Annotated in this window: 18 protein-coding genes and 1 pseudogene; 13 read left to right on the forward strand and 6 right to left on the reverse strand. The window is 59.4% G+C overall.

From position 1 onward, the window contains the following. Positions 1 to 15 precede the first annotated feature (15 nt). Together NKH38_RS21315 and NKH38_RS21320 are read right to left on the reverse strand one after the other, a co-directional pair. On the reverse strand, positions 16 to 1,230 hold the full coding sequence (locus tag NKH38_RS21315) for an MBL fold metallo-hydrolase (protein ID WP_352763250.1): 1,215 nt from the start codon (positions 1,228 to 1,230) through the stop codon (positions 16 to 18). Then, entirely contained in the window at positions 1,230 to 3,074 is a 1,845-nt protein-coding gene (locus NKH38_RS21320) for a gluzincin family metallopeptidase (protein WP_352763252.1), read from the reverse strand. Before NKH38_RS21320 ends, NKH38_RS21315 begins: the two co-directional genes overlap by 1 nt. Positions 3,075 to 4,229: 1,155 nt before the next feature. Between NKH38_RS21320 and NKH38_RS21325 the strand changes: the two genes are divergently transcribed. Together NKH38_RS21325 and NKH38_RS21330 are read left to right on the forward strand one after the other, a co-directional pair. Then, the gene (locus tag NKH38_RS21325) at positions 4,230 to 6,416 is read left to right on the forward strand and encodes a hypothetical protein (protein WP_352763254.1); all 2,187 of its coding nucleotides are present in this window, start codon (positions 4,230 to 4,232) and stop codon (positions 6,414 to 6,416) included. 1,504 nt (positions 6,417 to 7,920) lie between these two features. After that, on the forward strand, positions 7,921 to 8,652 hold the full coding sequence (locus NKH38_RS21330) for a hypothetical protein (protein WP_023825702.1): 732 nt from the start codon (positions 7,921 to 7,923) through the stop codon (positions 8,650 to 8,652). Here the strand turns inward: NKH38_RS21330 and NKH38_RS21335 are convergent. After that, entirely contained in the window at positions 8,630 to 8,998 is a 369-nt protein-coding gene (locus NKH38_RS21335) for a hypothetical protein (protein ID WP_352763256.1), read from the reverse strand. The genes NKH38_RS21330 and NKH38_RS21335 overlap by 23 nt on opposite strands. 258 nt (positions 8,999 to 9,256) lie before the next feature. Here NKH38_RS21335 and NKH38_RS21340 point away from each other — a divergent pair. From NKH38_RS21340 to NKH38_RS21355, 4 genes and pseudogenes are all read left to right on the forward strand, one after another. Next, positions 9,257 to 9,424: pseudogene (locus NKH38_RS21340) on the forward strand (JAB domain-containing protein); the annotation flags it as partial. 197 nt (positions 9,425 to 9,621) lie between these two features. Further along, positions 9,622 to 10,020: a RidA family protein gene (locus NKH38_RS21345; RefSeq protein WP_023695466.1), complete on the forward strand. Its 399-nt coding sequence runs from the start codon at positions 9,622 to 9,624 to the stop codon at positions 10,018 to 10,020. Between the two features lie 172 nt (positions 10,021 to 10,192). Beyond that, the gene (locus NKH38_RS21350; protein WP_023729888.1) at positions 10,193 to 10,444 is read left to right on the forward strand and encodes an isochorismatase family protein; all 252 of its coding nucleotides are present in this window, start codon (positions 10,193 to 10,195) and stop codon (positions 10,442 to 10,444) included. A gap of 11 nt (positions 10,445 to 10,455) precedes the next feature. After that, positions 10,456 to 10,812, forward strand: coding sequence for a cysteine hydrolase family protein (locus tag NKH38_RS21355; RefSeq protein WP_023753350.1), 357 nt, complete (start codon positions 10,456 to 10,458; stop codon positions 10,810 to 10,812). 25 nt (positions 10,813 to 10,837) lie between these two features. Here NKH38_RS21355 and NKH38_RS21360 read toward each other — a convergent pair whose 3' ends face one another. After that, a complete protein-coding gene (locus NKH38_RS21360; protein ID WP_023695468.1) occupies positions 10,838 to 11,752 on the reverse strand; it encodes a LysR family transcriptional regulator in 915 nt (304 codons plus the stop codon). Between the two features lie 160 nt (positions 11,753 to 11,912). On the opposite strand from NKH38_RS21360, the gene NKH38_RS21365 reads away from it, so the two are divergent. The 7 genes from NKH38_RS21365 (at position 11,913) to NKH38_RS21395 (ending at position 18,361) form a co-directional block, all read left to right on the forward strand. Then, positions 11,913 to 12,554, forward strand: a complete 642-nt coding sequence (locus NKH38_RS21365; protein WP_352763261.1) for a glutathione S-transferase family protein — start codon at positions 11,913 to 11,915, stop codon at positions 12,552 to 12,554. 132 nt (positions 12,555 to 12,686) lie between these two features. Next, a complete protein-coding gene (locus tag NKH38_RS21370; RefSeq protein WP_352763263.1) occupies positions 12,687 to 13,613 on the forward strand; it encodes a DMT family transporter in 927 nt (308 codons plus the stop codon). Positions 13,614 to 13,839: 226 nt separating this feature from the next. Continuing rightward, positions 13,840 to 14,724, forward strand: coding sequence for a cytochrome c oxidase subunit II (locus NKH38_RS21375; protein ID WP_023667661.1), 885 nt, complete (start codon positions 13,840 to 13,842; stop codon positions 14,722 to 14,724). A gap of 22 nt (positions 14,725 to 14,746) precedes the next feature. After that, positions 14,747 to 16,516, forward strand: coding sequence for a cytochrome c oxidase subunit I (ctaD, locus tag NKH38_RS21380; protein ID WP_023681631.1), 1,770 nt, complete (start codon positions 14,747 to 14,749; stop codon positions 16,514 to 16,516). Further along, complete coding sequence (locus NKH38_RS21385) at positions 16,513 to 17,217, forward strand: cytochrome c oxidase subunit 3 (protein WP_023688233.1); 705 nt, start codon at positions 16,513 to 16,515, stop codon at positions 17,215 to 17,217. The genes ctaD and NKH38_RS21385 overlap by 4 nt, the downstream gene beginning before the upstream one ends. Positions 17,218 to 17,230: 13 nt before the next feature. Further along, positions 17,231 to 17,953: a heme-copper oxidase subunit III family protein gene (locus tag NKH38_RS21390; protein WP_352763267.1), complete on the forward strand. Its 723-nt coding sequence runs from the start codon at positions 17,231 to 17,233 to the stop codon at positions 17,951 to 17,953. A gap of 9 nt (positions 17,954 to 17,962) precedes the next feature. Then, positions 17,963 to 18,361: a cytochrome C oxidase subunit IV family protein gene (locus NKH38_RS21395; protein WP_352763270.1), complete on the forward strand. Its 399-nt coding sequence runs from the start codon at positions 17,963 to 17,965 to the stop codon at positions 18,359 to 18,361. Positions 18,362 to 18,424: 63 nt separating this feature from the next. Here NKH38_RS21395 and NKH38_RS21400 read toward each other — a convergent pair whose 3' ends face one another. Next, a complete protein-coding gene (locus NKH38_RS21400; RefSeq protein ID WP_023691119.1) occupies positions 18,425 to 19,246 on the reverse strand; it encodes a DUF2189 domain-containing protein in 822 nt (273 codons plus the stop codon). Between the two features lie 179 nt (positions 19,247 to 19,425). After that, positions 19,426 to 20,358: a heme o synthase gene (locus NKH38_RS21405; protein WP_023688232.1), complete on the reverse strand. Its 933-nt coding sequence runs from the start codon at positions 20,356 to 20,358 to the stop codon at positions 19,426 to 19,428. Positions 20,359 to 20,449 lie beyond the last annotated feature (91 nt).

The raw sequence follows: 20,449 nt of genomic DNA on the forward strand, positions 1-20,449 counted from the left end.
CTTTTGCTCCGATCCTCAACCAGTCCACTCGATGTAAAGCCCCTTCGACACCAAGAACGCCGCGCCGGCGACGTCCAGTTCGGCGTCTGTCCTCGCGATTTCCGCGTGGCGTTCATTGAGAGCGGCCAGTAACTTTTCGCGCGGAATGTTCGGCCATTGCTTTACCGGCTTTGTCGAGAACAACGCGGTCAATGGTTTGGAGATGATCTCCTCAACCAAAGCCCTCGGTGTCGCGTTATGGCTACCGTGATGTCCAACTTTGAGCAGGTCTACCTTTTCAAGGACCGCTCGGCATTTCTGATCGGCCATGATCGCTTGCCACGAGCCCCATTGCGCGTCGCCCGGAAACAGCATGAAGTGGCCATTCGCCTCTATGACCATGACCAGGCTTGTGTTGTTGATGGCCTTGTCCAGAGCTGCTGCCAACATGCCAGAGGGCTCAACCAGCGACTTCTTGATTGCCGCCCTGTCCTCGAGGCGAAACGTTTGCCGGGCCCCTAACGGCACGTAATCTGGCTCGCTGATCTGGTAGCGCTGGGAAAACGGAGGACCGACGCGCCGCTTTGGAATGCGTGTCGGCCACTTCAGATATCCCGCACCCTCGGGCGGATCCATACTTGCCAACGCCTTCGCGTCGCGCGTCGGGCCAAGCACATGGAAGGTAACGCCCGCCAGGCCATTTACTGTCCGAGCTTCGCAGGCTGTATTCGCAATGGGCAAAAACGCCCGCGGGGGCTCCCCAGCGAAGCCGCTGTGGAGCGTGGCCATTGCTTTTTCGTTGGTCAACGCATTCAGCGCGATGGCCTGGAGGTTGCGTGCCCTCGCCTGAGCGATCGCTTCTCGTGCTGGCGTGATTTCGAGCGGATTTTGGTTGCTAGGTGCGCCGGCAAGTGCCAACGCCAAAGCCGAATGGCGTTCGCGGATTTTTGTGGCGCGCGGATCCTGCGGATCCTCCGTCCAAGGCATCCAAACCTCGCCGACCTCGACGTTGGCCCAGCGCGGATCATCGAAACCCCAAACATGATCCTTATGCCGATGCGTGGCGATCACCAAGGCAAGGCGCTCTCCGGAAGTCTTGATGATGTCGGAAACAATGTTATCGAGCTGCGCCTTCTTTTCGGTGATCGTCCCGCAATCGATCAGCACATATTTCGATCCCGCATCATCGTGAAACCCGAGCAAAAAGCAGTCACCGAATCCGACCTCATACATTCGGATCGTGCGTCGCATCACAGCGCATCCTCATGCAGCGCTCGAAGGCTCATCCGAGCTGCCATGCGGTTTTTATACTCGGACTGGCTGAGATAATTGGTTCGTGGATCAGCCTCATCGAGATCTTCGACGAAAGCACGCTGCTTGGCCACCCGAGCATCCGCACGGGCCGAAATCGCAGGGTCGAGTGTGTGCGCTGGCAAGGGCTTCGCTATGACATAGCGCACGGTCCCATCGACACCGATGATGGCAGTGGTGCCTCCCCTCACCGGAACGCCTCCCCATTCAGGGTCGGAGGCGGTCGTCTTGTCAGTTTCGACGAACTGCGCGACAAGCTCGATCTGGAGCGCACCGGAGGGCGCGACGCGGAATACGGCGTTAAATGCCGATACATACACATCCGGTCGCCCTGTGAGCTGCAGCGCCGCACTGTTTTGCTGCGCATAAGCTACCAGCGCGTCTCGCATCGTCTTCGACACGTCGCTGCCGCTTTCCTCGTTCATATCATCGCTTATTGACGCGGGCCGCTCATCCGACCGTTTCGCAATCTTGGGGTCACTCGAGATCTTTGTGAAGCGAGCCGCTTCACGCCGCAGCAGTTCCGGCAAGAGGGAGCTAAGGCTGTCGACGATTGGTGCCGTTCCGGGCTCGGCGGCAGGCCAGCGCAACGATTCCTCTGCGAGCGACGTCGCCCCATCGGGATAGATGCCGCGTCGCCGAAATCCTTCGATTAGTGCTGCGCGCTGCCCCCAGGCGTCGTCTGGGTCGAGTTCGAAATCTGCGGTCACCAGCGCTCGCAGATAGTCCCCGAAAGTTATGTCTACCGGCGGGAGATAATCGAACGCGCGGATGCACATATTGAGCTGACGCTGCGCCGTCTGCGCGGCCTCGCTCGCAATCCTGGCGATGAGATCGGGATGGAGTTCGCCTGGCGGAAGCTTCCCGCTGCCGCCTGTGGCGATGCGAACAAGGTCCGCAATGCGTGACCTGAACGTGGTCAGGAACCCATCGAACACAGCCGCGACCAGGATAGCGCCCCGCGCGTGCGGCTCAGTCACATTGCCGTAAAGGCGCGGGTCTGGCGTTGCCGTGTCTATCGCCGAGCGGAGAGCTTTGCCGGTGCCGGTTGCTTCGCCGAACTGTCTTGCCAGGTTCACCAACAGCGAGCCATCGACGATATCGCCTCGCCCAAGTCGAATTTCATCGATCAGCAGATCGCGGTAGGAGAAGTGCTGGAGAAGCGCCACGATGTCAGAAAAGCCCTCGTGAAACGCCAGAACGTCGACGTTTGACGGCTCCAGAAAATAGCGGCGGAGCCGATCGACGATCGCATGCGTCATCTCGTGAACGATGATGTCGTGGCTTAGACAGGTGAAAATCGTTTGATTAGGGATGTTCGGTCCAGGCTTGGCTGGATCAGCCGAGAAGTAGCCGAACAGCACCGCGTGGAGGTCGCGGTCGTAAAAGGCATTCTCACCTTCGAAGGCGTGCGGAAGCAGGCGAAGCTTATTCCGGACATCGCTCTTTTTCAGCGAAACTCGGCGACCGAGCGCCCGATCGAAGTTGGTCAGGGTGCGCGAGGCGACCGCATACACCATCTGTTGATGGAAATGCGGATCAGCTTCCGAGGGCGCGAGGCCAGACTGCATTAGGATTGAAGGATGGTCGAGATTTACGGCATCGTAGAACAAGTTGTTCTCAGCGTCGTAGTCGACGACTTCTAGACGGGCCCCTATCGGCCCAGCATCGAGCGGTTCATTCTCAATGCCGATTGTGGTCGTTCGAGCGACTTTGTAACCACGCGCCGGATCAGTCGCATAGATCCTCAATGGACGCAGTGACGGCCGCGGAATGTCGAGCATTGCAAAATCCCCCCACCCACCCGAGCGGAATCAAGATGCGACAATTCGATGTAAGACAAAACCTCGCCTAAAGAGTAACGTAAAGCACGCCTCGTGGCTAGACTGTAAGTAAAATTGCTCTGTTACCGGTCGTCTCCTTTCGATGGCATCGCCAGCATTGTCTTCGCTCGAAATTTTCCGATTCCGCATCGGCCCCGCCTTTATTGATCGAACGATTCCCGCCTACCGCACTCTGCGCCTCGTAGATCGCCATCCGAGCATTGCCTACTCAGAGTATAGAGCGGGGCAGACTTTGCTCCTTTTTTTGCCAGAACGGGATGCGTCCTTGCATCTAGCGACTGCTTCCGATTTTCCTGCTCCGATAGCAGATCGGCAGGAAGGTTCCCAACCCAGCCTTCTTGATCGGCCAGCGCTTGGACTCGCCGGGCGGCCGGTCCCGGGATCCGGCGATCGAAAGACTGGGATGAAGCGCATTTCCGCTAATTGGGCCGGAAACGGCCCGACTGCTTCTGCGTCTGGCCGAGCAAATAGCGGGCATTCAGTCCATCAGTCCTGTGATCTCGGCTTGGCCGTAAGCAAACCTACCGATGTTGCGTCAAAGGATTACGTGGTAGGTTGCGGAATGACGCGCTGCCACACGTCCAAATTCGACCTCGATCGGCGTTCAATTTTCGTTATGGATAGATAAGGTACCGAATATTCCGCTGCCCCGACTCAAGTGTGGGAACCGCCTTGGTCAAGTCGATTCGTACATATTCCGAAAAGACCAAGAAAATAGTTTTTGCCGAGAGCGGCAACCGATGCGCATTTCCCGGCTGCATAACTCCGGTCGTATCGCGGCACTGGGACGGCGATGATGGTGTGATAACAGGGGAGATTTGCCACATAGTAGCCGCGAGTCCCGGGGGTCCGCGAGCCGGTGTTGGAAAAGCAGACAAAAAGGTCAACTACGCCAGTAACCTTATTATCCTTTGCCCCACGCATCATAAGATAGTCGATGACCAGCCGAACACCTACACTGAAGACGTTCTCAAGTCGTGGAAGGCAAGCCAGCTAACTGTAAAATCACACTCTCGGTCCGCGAATCTCGTCGAGATATCGCGACTCCCCTCGACATATGGCCGCCTGGTTGGTCGAGGCGAGCAAGTTCTCAATTTGAACGACGCGTGGCGGGATGGAAAAGCCAATCTCGTCAGCATCGTTGCCCCTGGAGGCCTGGGCAAGTCGGCGTTGGTGAACCACTGGCTTTCCGAGATCGCGGCTCATTCGTATGATGGCGCGCGCGTATTCGGCTGGTCGTTCTATGCACAGGGTGTGACCCATGACTTCTCGACATCGAGCGAATTCATTCAGGCGGCGCTGACGTGGTTCGGCGATCCGGAACCGCTGACTGGCGACGAAAATGAGAAGGGAAGACGGCTTGCGACCCTAGTCAGGGCGCGACCCACGATCCTGGTGCTGGATGGTCTCGAACCGTTGCAGTCACCTCCTGGGCAGTCTGGCGGGGAGGTTACCGATCCTGCGTTGAAGGCGCTCCTCGCTTCACTCGCGTCAGATAACTCCGGACTTTGCGTGGTCACGACACGCTACCATATCCCCAATCTCGAACGCTTTGGCGCCAGCGTGGCTGAGATCGAGATTGCAGGCTTGCAGGCGGAGGATGGCATCGAACTGCTCAGGTCTCTCGGCGTACGCGGCAGTGACACGTCACTTGCGCTCGCGGTTTCGGAGTACGACGGGCACCCGCTTGCCCTTCTGCTGCTCGGTACATTCCTGACGATCGTGCATGACGGGTCTGTCGAACGTCGCGTGGAAATTCCTCTTCGGGCTTGGGACAGCAAACAGGGGGGGAAAGCCCGCCGGATCATGGAATCCTACAAGCGCTGGTTCGGCGATCGCCCGGCATTGCAGATCCTTCGTATCTTGGGGCTCTTCGACCGTCCCGCCGACGTGGCCAGCCTCAGCGCGGTGCGCAGAGCTCCTCCAATCACCGGACTAACAGATGGTGTTCTGGACCATGTGACTTGGGCTACAGAAATCCACGCATTGAGGCGAGCGGGTTTGATCTTCGCGGCCACGCCTGAGCGCGCGGGCGAACTCGATACTCATCCCCTTATTCGGGAATTTTTCGGTTCCGATTTCCGCGAGACGAACGGGGAGGCATGGATTGAAGGCCATGAGAGGATATTGGCTCACCTCAGTTCCAGTACAGTCGAGCAACCCGACACGCTCGTTGCAATGTTCCCCCTGTTCGTTGCCATCAATCATGGGTGCAAAGCAGGGCGCTATAAGGAAGCACTGCGGAGCATTTACATTGATCGAATTCAGCGGGGACGAACCACCTATTATTCTACGAAGCGGTTCGGTATTCCAACACAGCATCTTTCCGCTCTGTATTGTTTCTTTGATGAGGAAAGAAGGTCCGTGCGATCGGAGCTCGACGGGGCGGACAGGATCTACGTTCTGCTTGAGGTGGCGTACGAGATGCGGGCGCTAGGGAGACTTCACGATGCGATTCCGATCCTTCTGCAGGCCCTCGACGAAGGCGTCCGGATGGATCGGATACGAGAATGCGCCGCGACCACGGACGTCTTGGCGGAAACCTATCTACACATTGGTGAGATCGCCTCTGCACTGAGTTTTGCACGTGACACCGTTGCCTTCGCCAAGCGGTGCAAGAGGGACTTCGAGCTCATGTATTCGCATTGCGCACTGGCGAACGTACAACACTTCGCGGGCCACATGAGCGGCGCCCGGCTCAGTTTCGAAGAGGCAGAAAAGGTTCAAGCCAGGCGGCAATCGGGGAGCCCTCGCCTAAAGTCTCTGAACGGCGCGCAATTCTGCGACTACCTCATTTCCATTGGATCAGTCGAGGAGGCTGTTTCTCGTTTGCGCGAGATCGTGGAACAGCTTGGAAAGGACGAAGGGGCCGTGATCGCAAAGGCCATTTGTGAGGTTGTTCTCGCCCGCGCGCTGCATAAATTGAACCCGGATTCGGCTGCAGAGCCAACCTCGCTTTTGAATGGAGCGATCAGAGTTTTACGAGGCACGGGTCAGAATCAAGAATTGGCAATGGCGTTAATCGCACGCGTCGCTCTTTCAGGCAGCGGTTCTTCGGCTGACGATTTGACCCATTTCAGGGCGGATGTGGTGGAAGCGCAAGTGATCGCGGAAGAATCGCGTTCCATGATCTTGCAAGCCGAAGCCGCCGATGCGTTCTCAAGGCTTTATACACTCGAAGCGGACTCCGACGCGGCTGGCAAATATGCTCGGACTGCGGCCGACCTCCGCGAACAATTGGGATACCGCCGCCCGCCAATATCTGGCCCGCTATTGCCTTAGGGTCACGACCTAATGCAACGGTTCGAATTCTTCCTTGGGCGCGATCTCGCTCAGCGTGGAAATCGACGTGTTTAGCCCGCCGACGTGCAGATGGAGTCACTCATTGCAGCAAGGACCATTTCTGCTAGCTCCAGCGAAGACGGCCCACGGAAGCTGCCGGTACAGCTAAAAGTTAGTCGTTGTTACCGACCGCCGCCTCTCGACCCTCGAGCAAACTGTTTGCCGAACAGCGACGCAGGCTAACGCGCCGTATCGACGAGTTAGGCGGCGATCTGCCGCTGAGCCTAGAGCGAGAACTCGACAAGCATGGACAATACCAGTGTGGCGCTGCTGAAGCGCCGGCGGACATGAGAATGTGTTTTGTAATGGACCCTATAACGCTAGCTTTTCAAGCCGCTTGGCCAGCAGCTGGCGCGTTGGTTCCGAGGGTTCGAGACCGAGGTTGTCAAATTGCCGTTTTTAGGAGTTGGCCTAGCCGCTCATCCACTGCCGTGATCATTGCGCGACTTCTAGGGTTCAAGATGCCGGAGTTCGATGCCGAAGGTGCCCGGACTCTGCGAATAGTTCCCTTTGGTTCCACCAGCATTGCTTCAACACTCCGGATCGGCCCACGGGTTTAGCCAGCACAATGGTTTAATCAACCTCCTCATAATGCGTCTATGTGCGGGCGATGGTGTGGCGGGGGAGCAGGGACCAGCCACATCGGTGGTTCGCCAAGAGCCGAACGACTTCACGATGAACGGCAATGAACGAGCATGGTCATCACGCTACGGCTCTCGAAACAGCTCCCAGTCCCATCAATCAGCAGCGTCTCGACGCAGCTTTTCTTCGCAGTTACAGATAGTTGGAAAGGGTGTCAGATTTCTCCGCAACCGCCGTGCCCGAGGACATTGAGCACGAAGAGATTACCGCGATCATCCGCCCCATCCACGAACGCGGCAGGCGCTCGATGGCGTATCATGTTCGAAGTTACATTCGATCTGCCTATAGCTGGGGCTTGAAGCCAAAATCTCGAAGTCTGGCTTGGCCCCGACACAGCACAGATGTTGAAAATATAAATACGGGGATAACGTTCTGCGGCTCGGTTGATCCATTGTCCTTACCCCCAGGTTGCTTGAAACTCATTGACGTTGACTGTCGAACCGCAGCCTTCAAATTCGGGGGAATGCATGCCTAGAAGTGTAAGCAAACGCAAAGCCTTGGCGCTGTTAGATGCTGTGTTGCAGCGGGATGCCACACCTGGGGCGTCGCTTGACTTAAACGTGAACCTTACGGTAGCGCATGCGACCCCGGCGAATGGCTGCATCGCATACCTCGGCGGGCGAAAGAAGCTCTGCAGAAACTTGGGGCCGGAAGATTGCGCGTCGTGGGGTCTTCAGCTTCAACTGGAGAACCCAAATGTGTACACAATGCCAACCATCAAGCGCTGCGAGCAAATGTGATGCGGCGCTATGTCGGAGTGGGCGCAATTCTCGGGGTCGCAGCGACTCTCTCGAGTTGCGGAGTGCCAGCCTTCGATGTGCCTCGCGACGAGGGCGGACCGAGCGTAACGCACATTGTGAACCGGATTAAGTGCGAGCTGATCGCACTCGTTAAGCCTGACGCCTTCACGCGCGCTGAGCTAGTTCAGAACAATTTTGAGGTCGGACTGCAATTGAGCCTCGATGTCAATTCGTCGGGTGAGTTGGCGCCTTCTTTCAACTTCCCTCAAACGGCGGCTTACGCATTTAACTTTGGGCTAAAGTACTCGCGCGCGCACCAGCAGAATTTCACAGTCAACCTCTACTATTCGATGCCCGTCTTGGCTAAGCAGTGGGACCTGGCGATCGCCGACGCGAAGGCCAAAGGACTATCTGAGCCGGACGTATTCGGCAAATGCCCGTCACCCCTAGAGACGAATCTGACCGGAAATCTCGGTATCAAGGAATCTGTGGAACTGGCCTTTACCGCGCCTGATCGTGCACAGCAGGCCAAGCTTCAGAATAATGCCGGCCAGTTTGGAGGCTTCGTCTCTTTCGTAGTTACCAAGAACGTCAACAGTGTCGGACCGACATGGACACTCGTTCACTTTAAAGGGCCGGGAAATTTAGGCACGTTTGGTATCGTGAATACCGACAAGATAACGTTTGGCTTCGCCGCCGGAGGCCCAGATGGCAGCAAGTTCCCAGATAAGCCGAGCGATAAAGTAAGGGATTTGCTTCTCCAGCTGAACATCAGCCAGATTCAAGCAAGATAAGATTTTCGCGCGGGATGCCGTTCTTGCGGCCGCGAGGGCCGACGTCATCTTTTTCATGCGTGGATTCGTCCGAGGGTCGGCAGATCTGCGATCTTATCGAGCAGCTTTCCTGATTCCGTTGATCGACATCGGAGTCACAATCCCCAAACGCCGACTGCGGGATGGCGGTATCGCTGTCGCCGCAGTCATGGGCCGTGTCGACCATGTCCAGCCGCACGGCGCAACACTTGCAGACCGGCAGGTCTTTACTCCCGCGTCGTTGCGCTCGGAATATCTTGCGCGTGTAGACCCGGTGGCATTCGCTAGTGACATCAACGAGATCGATCGTCGTCGTCTGCAGACCCACGCGTGCATTGCCGATGGAAAAGAGTTCACCGCCAGGGTAGCAGAGAGGCGGTCTATTCGACCACCCGAGAGACCGTGGGTTAGAGAAATACGCGTTCGGAATCCGTGCTTGATCGGGACGTCAGAGTGCTGAGCAAACGCGATCATGTCCAAGGGTGAAAGACCACAAATAGTCACTCGATACATGCCCCAGTTAACGGCACCACTTCCCATACCTAAGTTACAAGTGTTTGATAGATAATATAAATATCGCACCAGTGTGTTGATGCATAATCACCCATCAGGCGATCCGACACCATCGCGTGCGGACATCGAAATGACCAAGCAGATCATCGACAGCGCCAAGCCGCTCGGCATCGCCGTCCACGACCACATCATCATCGGCAAGAAAGGCAATGCCTCGATGAAGGGCCTGCTGCTGATCTGAGCCCGACGCTCGCCGGCGCCGTCAACCCAAACGCCACCGCTCGCGAGCCAATCAGCAACATTCCGCTTTGGCTCAAATGCCCACGGTTGCGGTGTAGAAGTGATATTGCGACGGAAGCGCCCGCTTCGGCGACAATGTGGTAGACCCGCGAATACGAAGCAGCCAGTTCCCGACAGCCATTGCAGGAGATCTATTCAATGACGCTCGAATGCATAAATCCAAATGACCTGCCGATTCCGGAAATGTACTCCCAGGTCGTCGTTGCGACAGGAAGCAAGCTGGTGTTCGTCTCGGGCCAGCAGCCAGAAGACATACACGGCAAGCTCGTTGGCCATGGTGATTTCGCAGTCCAGGCGCGCCTGGCGTTCGGGAATCTCGGCCGAGCGCTTGCTGCCGCCGGCGCTCGGCCCGAGCAAGTCTGCAAGATCACGATCTACATCGTCGATTACAAACGCGACGAACACGTGCCGATCATCGAAGCGGCCCAGATCGAGCTGTTCGGCGATCACAAGCCGGCAAACGTAGTGGTCGGGATAGCGGTGATGTCTCCCGGCTACCTGATAGAGATCGATGCGATCGCGGTCATCGAGCCGTAGGCCAAGCGAGGACGCGTCAAGTCGCCCAAACTAATCCCGGAACTCGCTGCGAGATTGCCACGACCTTGATCTCTCCATCCATCCACGATCACATCGTCATCGGCAGGAATTGCGATGTCTCGATGAAGAGCCTGCTGCTCACCTGATCAACGTCGGAAACAGGAAACACGCAATGCCCCAGCCCGGCGACGAACCATGGCCGTTCGACAAGCCACGCGCAGCCCTCCTGGTCATCGACATGCAAAGCGACTTCGTCGATGAGGGCGCCGTCATGGAAGTGGCCATGGCCCGCCATCGCATTCCGGCGATGCGGCAGGTGGTCGAGCTTTGCCGCGCGCAAGGCGTCCCGGTGATCTACACCCAGCATGTGCTCAGCGACCATTTCGATATCTCGCCGCTGGAACCAGCTATCAGCCGAAGCTGAAAACCAAAGGCATGCGGGAAGGCAGCGCCGGCGCCGAAATTGTCGCCGCGCTTGCGCCCTTGCCTGGGGATGTCGTCATCAAAAAGCACCGCTACGATGCCTTCCACAACACGCAGCTCGAGACCGTGTTGCGCAACATCCGTGGCGCAGGCCGGGTCGACACGGTGATCATCATCGGCACCGTGACCAGCATCTGCTGCGAATCCACCGCGCGGAGCGCCTTCATGCGCGACTACAAGGTGGCTTTCATCAGCGACGCCAATGGCGGACTGGACGAGGCATCGCACAATGCAACCCTCGACATCATAGGCAAGGTGTTCGGGCGCGTGATGACGGTTGCCGAGCTTGGGAACCTGTTGCGGAGCTGAGCCCGCGCGTCAGCTGGCGTGCGTCTCAAGCTCCGGCGACGAGCCTGCCCTCAAGAAGGTCGCGCCGCTGCTGCAATTCGCCGGAGACGAATTTGGTGAAGGCGTGGACGCGCGCCGTGCGGCGCAAATCGTCGTGCACCAGCACCCACAGCGCCGAGCCGATCTCCTCGATCAGCCCTCCGACCCTTACAAGCCCGGGCAGGCTGTCGCCGAGATAACAGGGCAGCGCCGCAACCCCGATTCCGGCGCCCGCCGCATACGACATCGTCACCAGGGAATCGGCGCGCATGGCGATCTCGACATCGGGCAGCGACGACCGCATCCAGCGGGCGACGCCGGTGTTGGCTAGGCTGTCGTCGGGCGCGATCCAGCGCAGCGCACCCAATCTCGGCTCCGGGGGTAGCGTTTCGGCATAGGAACGTGTCGCGTAGGCGGCGAAGGCGACGCCCGAAATGCGCCGGCCGACCAGGATTTCCTGCGGTTGCGACACCGGCCTGATCGCCACGTCTGCATCCCTTTGCGTCAGGTTGGCGATGGAATTCTGCGTCATCGCCTCGACCCGTATGCCGGGATGGAGCTTATGAAACGCAGCCAGGATCGGCGGCAGCACCGACGCCATCAGCGTATCGGTGGTGGTGACCCGCAACCTGCCTTCGAACCTGAGATCCTGCCCCGACAGTTTGCGCGCCAGTTCATTGACCGTCTCGGCCATTGTGCGTGCCGCGCCCAGCAGTTCCTCGCCGCCCGCGGTAAGGGCATAGCCAGTCGGCAGCCGATCGAAAAGGCGGATACCCAGCCGCGCCTCGAAGGCGTTGACGCGCCGCAGCACAGTCGTGTGGTTCACGCCCAGGATCCGAGCCGCCGCCGCCAGCGAAGCGCCATCGGCGACGGCCAGCACCATGCGCAGATCTTCCCAGTCGATATCGCGTGAGCTGTGCATTCTTGCAGAAAGATAAAAGAAAGCGCTGCGCTCTGCGAGTCAAAATCACGCTTCGCTGTGCAAAAACGCAGAGCAAGCGGGCGAATCGGCATGTCGATCTGCGCATGCACGCACGCCATATGGAGTCCGACGACAAAAGAAACAGTCGCGGAGAAGAGCCATGACGCCGATAGAACTCTACACCTGCCAGACACCCAACGGGCACAAGGCCTCGATCATGCTGGAAGAGGTCGGCCTGCCCTACTCGGTCCGCTTGGTCGACATCGAAAGGGGCCACCAGACCAAGCCTGATTTCCTGGCGCTCAATCCCAACAACAAGATCCCGGTGATCGTCGACCGGGACGCCGGCCGCACGGTCTTCGAATCCGGCGCCATCCTACACTACCTGGCGCGACGGTCGGGCAAGCTTCAGCCGGTGGGCGCGCAGGAGGCGGACGATACGCTGACCTGGACCTTGTTCCAGGCGGCCCATGTCGGCCCGACGCTTGGCCAATTGTGGAATTACAAAATCTTCGCGCCGGAAAAAATCCCTTACGTGATCGAGCGTTTTGAGCGCGAAACCGGACGTGTCTTCCGCGTTCTCGATAGCCGGCTAAAGCACCATGAGCACATTGTCGGCAAAAGCTACGGCATCGCCGATGTGATGACATGGCCATGGATCAACGCGGCCGTCACCAGGCTCGGCCTCAGCCTCGATGACGCGCCAGACCTGGCGCGTTGGTATGCCGCCATAGGCCGACGCTCCGCAGTTGTCAGAGGCATTGCCGTTCCCGCCCGGCCCGAAGCATCGGCTGCCGCTTAGATCATGATGAGATTTGGTTGAAATCTCATCATGACCTAACCCTTTGTTGGAGCATGATCTTTTCGAAAAACCGGCACCCACTTTTTGGGATCATGCCCTAGCCGCCGCACCCCGCATTCAAGGAATACGATCGTGGAAATCCTCTTCATCCCTCTGGCGCTTGCCGCCGGTGGCCTGCTCGCAGTGCAGGCTGGCGCCAACGCCCAACTTTCAAAGGCGGTCGGCTCACCCTTTGCCGCGACCACGCTTCAGCTCGCGGTCGGCGCCATCGTGCTGTTGTCGATCACGGCCCTCACCGGAACGACACCGGCTCTGCTTGCCGTTCGGCAAGCCGAATGGTGGCATGCGATCGGCGGCATGGCTTCGGCCTTCTACGTCGTTTCGACCATTCTTGTGTTCCCTCGCCTTGGCGCCGTCGTGTCCGTCGGGCTCTTCATCGCCGGGCAGATGCTTGCATCCTTCGCCCTCGACACGTTCGGCTGGCTCGGGATCCCCGAAGCAGGACTGCGAGCCGGGCCTGCCTTCGGCATGCTCGTCTTGCTTGCCGGTGCTGCCCTCATCGTTCTGGGACAGAAGGGCGCGGCGGACAATCTGGCGCCCTCGAAACTCGGCTGGATCGGACTGGCGCTGCTGGCAGGCGCCGTGCTTCCGGTGCAAGGCGCTGTAAACGCCTTGCTTCGGCACGACCTTGGCGGCGCGCCATTTGCGGTCGGCACCATCTCGTTCCTGGTGGCGATGCTGGCCATGGCCGCGGTGCTTCTGATCACGCTTGCCTTGACGAAGACGCCCCGCCCTCGCCTCGCCGGCCTGTCGTCGATGCCCTGGTGGGGCTGGCTCGGAGGTTTTGCCGGCGCCACCTATGTCACGACCGTGTTCACTGCCATCCCCGTCATCGGAGCGGCAGCTGCCGTCAGCCTGACGGTGGCCGGCCAGCAGGTCGCCGGCATCTTCGTCGACACCTTCGGCTGGTTCCGCCTGCCGCAGCGGCTTGTCTCCGGCATGCGGCTCGCCGGCGTCGTGCTGCTTTTGGCCGGCTGCATCATCATCAAGGCGCTTTGATCCCGCTGGAACAAGGCAAGCCGAATCAAACCAGCCCCTGCCCTCCCTGATTTGGGGGGTCGGGTGTCGCTCCGGCGTCACCAACGAAGCAAGGTCCGGCGCCGCAGAAGCAATTTTTCGCTCCTTCCACAACCGGCTCTAGAATTTCGATCGCAAATCACGCATGATGCACTTGGTATTTTCCCGGGACGGCTTCGCGCCCCCTGAATACCGGGAGGAACGGGACATGCCCATAGTGGTTGTACTCGTTTTGATCGTCGTGGGCTCGGTGTTGTTCCACTTCCTGAGCCCATGGTGGTGGACTCCGATTGCCTCGAATTGGGACTATATCGACAACACCATCATCATCACCTTTTGGATCACCGGCGTCGTCTTCGCCGCGGTCGTCCTATTCATGGCCTATTGCGTCTTCCGCTTCCGTCACCGCGAAGGCAACCAGGCGGCCTACGAACCGGAGAACAAGCGGCTCGAATGGTGGCTGACGATCGTCACCGGAGTGGGTGTTACCGCCATGCTGGTTCCCGGCCTGTTTGTCTGGAGCCGGTTCGTCAATGTTCCAAGCGACGCAACCGTGGTCGAAGTCGTCGGCCAGCAATGGCAGTGGAGTTTCCGCTTGCCCGGCAAGGACGGCAAACTCGGCACATCCGACACCCGCGACGTCACCGCTGAAAATCCGCTGGGCGTGATCGCTAAGGATCCCAGCGGCCAGGACGACGTCGTGGTCGAAGCGGCCGACCTGCATCTGCCGGTCGGCAAGCCGGTCAAGATGCTGCTGCGCTCGATCGATGTGTTGCACGATTTCTACGTTCCGGAATTCCGCGCCAAGATGGACATGATACCGGGCTCGGTCACCTATTTCTGGTTCACCCCCACCAAGACCGGGACCTTCCAGGTTCTGTGCGCCGAACTGTGCGGCCAGGGGCACCCGATGATGCATGGCATCGTCATGGTCGATACCGAGCAGGACTATGTGGCCTGGCTCGACCAGCAGCAGACGTTCGCGCAATTGTCGGCGCCGCAGCAGACGGGCTCGGTGGAACAGGCGCCGGGCAACGCGACGGCGTCAGCTCTAGAAGTTGCGGCAAAACTCGAAACTGTCGGGTCCCGCTGAAGGGCACGGAGGTGCTCCGCCTATGGTCGATATCACGCCTGCAGATGCCGTCCCGCCCGCCGAAGTCGCGGAAATGGAGCTTTACCATCCGCACAGCTGGTGGACGAAGTATGTCTTCTCGCAGGACGCCAAGGTCATCGCCATCCAGTATTCGGCGACCGCAACGGCCATCGGCCTGGTCGCGCTGGTGCTGTCCTGGCTGATGCGGCTGCAGCTCGGCTTCCCCGGCACGTTCGATTTCATCACCCCCGAGGCCTACTACCAGTTCATCACCATGCACGGCATGATCATGGTGATCTACCTGCTCACGGCACTCTTCCTCGGCGGCTTCGGCAACTACCTGATCCCGCTGATGGTCGGCGCCCGCGACATGGTCTTTCCCTATGTCAACATGCTGAGCTACTGGATCTACCTCCTTGCCGTGCTGGTGCTGGTGTCGAGCTTCTTTGCGCCCGGCGGACCGACCGGCGCCGGGTGGACGCTCTATCCGCCGCAAGCCATCATGACCGGCACACCTGGCGGCCAGGAATGGGGCATCATCCTGATGCTCGTCTCGCTGATCCTGTTCATCATCGGCTTCACCATGGGCGGTCTGAACTATGTCGTGACGGTGCTGCAGGCCCGCACGCGCGGCATGACGATGATGCGCCTGCCGCTGACCGTCTGGGGCATCTTCACCGCCACCGTCATGGCGCTGCTCGCCTTTCCGGCGCTGTTCGTCGCCTGCGTGATGATGCTGCTTGACCGCGCGCTTGGAACCTCCTTTTTCATGCCCGCGGTCGTCGAGATGGGGGAACAGCTACAGCACAATGGCGGCAGCCCGATCCTGTTCCAGCATCTGTTCTGGTTCTTCGGCCACCCGGAAGTGTACATCGTGGCGCTGCCGGCCTTCGGCATCGTCTCCGATCTGATCAGCACGCATGCGCGCAAGAACATTTTTGGCTACCGGATGATGGTCTGGGCCATCGTTGGCATCGGCGCGCTGAGCTTCGTGGTCTGGGCGCACCACATGTATGTCAGCGGCATGCACCCCTATTTCGGCTTCTTCTTCGCCACCACGACACTGATCATCGCCATCCCGACGGCGATCAAGGTCTACAATTGGGTGCTGACGCTGTGGCGGGGCGACATCCATCTCACCATACCGATGCTGTTTGCCATGGCTTTCATCGTCACCTTCGTCAATGGCGGGTTGACCGGGCTGTTTCTCGGCAACGTCGTCGTCGACGTCCCGCTGTCGGACACGATGTTCGTCGTCGCTCACTTCCATATGGTCATGGGTGTTGCTCCGATCGTCGTCATCTTCGGCGCGATCTACCACTGGTACCCGAAGGTCACCGGCCGGATGCTGAACGAGACGCTCGGCCGGTTCCATTTCTGGGTCACATTTCTCGGCGCCTACCTGATCTTCTTTCCCATGCATTACATCGGCCTGATGGGCGTGCCGCGGCGCTATGCCGAACTGACCGACGTGACGGTCATGACGGAGTCGGCGCATCACCTGAACTCGTTCATCAGCATCATGGCGTTCATCGTCGGCTTCGCCCAGATCGTTTTCCTGTTCAATCTTATCTGGAGCATCCGCCATGGGCGCGAGGCCGGTGGCAATCCATGGCGAGCCACGACACTCGAATGGCAAACGCCGCAGACGCCACCGGCGCATGGCAATTTCGGCAAGGATCTGCCGATCGTCTATCGCTGGGCCTATGACTACAGCGTGCCGGGCGCCAAGGAGGACTTCATTCCGCAAAACATGCCGGGCACGTTCGGCCCCTCCAGGGAGCCGGCATGAGCGTCATCCTGGTCTTCCTTCTCGTGATCGCCGGCTTTGCCGGCTGGTGGCTCTCGCATCAGCGGCTGATGGCGAAACCATGGCTCGAGCAAGGTGTGGCAGGAGATTTTGTCGCCTTCGACCGATCGAGCCTGCCGACCGCCAAGATTGGCCTCGGTGTCTTCCTCGCCGTGGTCGGCTGCCTGTTTGCGCTGTTCACCAGCGCCTACTTCATGCGTATGGCGCTGTCGGACTGGCAGCCGCTGCCCATCCCACGCCTGCTCTGGCTCAACACCGGCATGCTGGTGCTGAGCAGCGTTGCGCTGCAATGCGCCTCGATCGCGGCGCGCAAGCGCCAGATGGACACGGTCAGGCTCGGCCTTGCCGCGGCTGGGCTCACCGCGATCGCCTTCCTCATCGGGCAGCTCATGGCATGGCGGGACCTGACCGCCGATGGCTATTTTCTGGCCTCCAATCCGGCCAACAGTTTTTTCTACCTGATAACCGGGATGCACGGCCTGCATATAGTGGGAGGGCTGGTGGGCCTGGGCAGGACAACCGCCGGCGCCTGGAACGGGGCACGGCCGGAACGGCTTCGCCTCAGCGTCGAATTATGCGCCATGTACTGGCATTTCCTGCTTTTCGTCTGGCTCGCCATCTTCGCTCTTTTAGCCGGCTGGGCCGCGACGTTCATCGATATTTGCCGGCAGTTGCTGACCTAGGAGGTCGAGGAGCATGGCAGAAACGACACTGACGCATACCGGCCAAACGGAGACGCGGCCCGCAGGCTGGCAAGGCATCGCCGCCGACTGGTCCTCGGATCAGCGCGCGTTCAAGAACGTGTCCTGGGGCAAGGCCATGATGTGGATCTTCCTGCTCAGCGACACCTTCATCTTCGGCTGCTTCCTGCTCTCCTACATGACCGCGCGCGTCTCCACACGTGTGCCGTGGCCCAATCCGAGCGAGGTCTTTGCGCTTCACATCGGCGGTTCGGACATTCCACTGATCCTGATTGCCATCATGACCTTCGTGCTGATATCGAGCAGCGGAACGATGGCGATGGCGGTCAATTTCGGCTATCGCCGCGACCGCCGCAAAACCGCAATCCTCATGCTTCTGACGGCAGCGCTAGGAGCCACCTTCGTCTGCATGCAAGCCTTCGAATGGACCAAGCTGATCACCGAAGGCGTACGGCCGTGGGGCAATCCCTGGGGCGCGGCACAATTCGGTTCGACTTTCTTCATGATCACCGGCTTCCACGGCACGCATGTGACGATCGGCGTGATCTTCCTCATCATCGTGGCGCGAAAGGTCTGGCGTGGAGACTATGACGTCGGACGTCCCGGCTTCTTCACCAGCCGCAGGGGTCGCTACGAGAACGTCGAAATCATGGGGCTCTACTGGCATTTCGTCGACCTGGTCTGGGTCTTCATTTTCGCATTCTTCTATCTTTGGTGAGAGGCTGACATGGCTGAAGCAACCGCAAACGGCCTCGGGCAACACGCGCTGCACTCTGATCATGCGCATGAAGCGCCACCGACCGGCGTCGCGGAGGTTCATCAGGAACATCCGATCAAGCTCTATCTGGTGGTCTGGGCATGGCTGTTCATCCTCAGCGCCTGCTCCTACATGGTCGATTATCTCGGGATCCACGGTTATCTCAGATGGTCTCTGATCCTGATCTTCATGATCCTCAAGGCCGGGCTGATCGTCGCCGTGTTCATGCACATGGCCTGGGAGCGGCTGGCGCTGACCTATGCGATCATCCTGCCGCCGCTTCTGATATTGGTGTTCGTGGCGATGATGCTCTTCGAAGCGGACTACACGCTTCTCACCCGGTTGTCCTTCTTCGGACCGGGGCCCTGACGCACAGTCTTCATCTCCGGTCAAAGACCGGAGATGAAGCTTCCCATCAGCTGATCTGCGGGGTCAGAGGCCGACCCGCGTCGGGGACGATGGCGGCTCCACAACCTTGCGGTAGACATGCCAGGTGGCGTGACCCAGGATCGGCAGCACGACCGCCAGCCCGGCAAACACCGGCAGCGAGCCTATGATCAGGGCGACGGCGACAATCAGTCCCCAGACAGCCATGGGGATCGGGTTCGCCAGCACCGCTCGCACCGACGTGTGGATGGCTTCGTAGGCGCCGACGTCGCGGTCGAGCAGCAATGGGAAGGCGACAACCGTCGTGCACAACACCACCGCGGCGAAGACGAAGCCGATGGCGTGCCCCAGGACAATCAGAGACCAGCCGCGTCCGGTGGCAAATATTTCATTGATGAAGCCCGAAATCGATGCAGGCGGAGCCGGGCCGAAGAGATATTCGTAGAACACCTGCGCCGCCAAAAGCCAGGCGATGAAGATTGCAACCAGCATGATCCCGACTGCGGCGATGGCTGGCAGGGCCGGAGAATTCCTGACCTCGAAAGCGTGCGTCCAGGAGGTGTCGAGCCCGGCTTCTCGTCTGCGGCTGATCTCATAGAGGCCGATCGCCGCGAATGGACCGATCAGCGCAAAGCCGGACACCAGCGGAAACAACATCGGCAACGCATTGGCGCCCGAAGTCCAGGCAGCGAGCACCACGCCGACAAGCGGATAGATCAGGCAGAGAAAGACGATGTGCGACGGTTTGACCATAAAATCGTCAACACCGCGCTTGAGCGCATCGAAAAGATCGGAAACACTGATTTTTCGGATTTTGGTGTGTTCCAGCGTTTCGCTGGCGCCTGCAATCACGTGAAAACTTGTCATGCCCGTTCCTCCAGACCAGGTCCGGCAAGGTCGCGGTTTCACGGTGCTGCCGTTCTGCATGACTGGCCACGCGAACCGCGACCTGCACCGCAATCAATATACTCCATTGACTGGAGCTTGTCGCCCGTTCTTACAAAAGGCTCCCGGAAGGCGAGGTTTCCGAACACAGCGTCATGCCGTCACCCTCCGGCTGACATGAACGCGCGTATCGCTATGGTGTCGGCAAGCAGCACGGCAAAGATCGCGAAAAGATAGAAGATCGAATAGGCAAACAGCGCCTTGGCCGGCTTCATCTCCTTGTCGAGGATGACCAGGGCGTTCCAGGCATGCCAGATGAAACCCGCGCCCAATGCAGCCGAAACAATCCCATAGACCCCGCTCGTAAATCCGAACGCCCAGGGCAGCACTCCGATCGGTGCCAGGAGCAGTGAATAGGCGAAGATCTGCCTTCTGGTCGAGGCCTGGCCGGCCACGTTCGGCATCATCGGGATGCCGGCAGCGGCATAGTCGCCGGCCTTGAACAGTGCGAGCGCCCAGAAATGCGGCGGCGTCCACAGGAAAATGATCAGGAACAGGATGAGGCTTTCAATGCCGATGGCGCCGGTGGCCGCCGCCCAGCCGATCATCGGAGGAAGGGCACCCGCCGCGCCGCCGATGACGATGTTCTGCGGTGTCGAGCGCTTCAGCCACATCGTATAGATGACGACGTAGAAAAAGATGGTGAAGGCCAGCAGTGACGCGGCAAGCCAGCCCACCAGCACGCCGAGCGTCATGACCGAAAGTGCGGAAAGCACCAGGCCGAAGCCGAGCGCTTCGCCGGCCGTGACGCGGCCCGACGGAACCGGCCGCTTTGACGTGCGCGACATCAGCGCGTCGATGTCGGCGTCGTACCACATGTTGAGCGCGCCGGCCGCTCCCGCTCCAACCGCAATCGCACCTATGGCGATCACGGCGATGACCGGGTTCATCGCGCCGGGCGCCACCATCAGACCGACGAAGGCGGTAAAGACGGCAAGGGCCATGACCCGAGGCTTCAAGAGCGCAAAGAAATCACTGGCCGTCGCTTCCGAGAGGCGGACGCCGGTATCCTTAAGGCTTTCCTTGACCGACATTTGAGACGACCATCGATGGAAACCGGGCAGCCTAGAGCAATTCCAGAAAGAGCGTATGCGGTTTTCCGTCCGGAATTGCGTAAGAACAAAG

Origin of the sequence: Mesorhizobium sp. M1078 (assembly GCF_040318615.1) — a bacterium.
Lineage (GTDB): Bacteria > Pseudomonadota > Alphaproteobacteria > Rhizobiales > Rhizobiaceae > Mesorhizobium.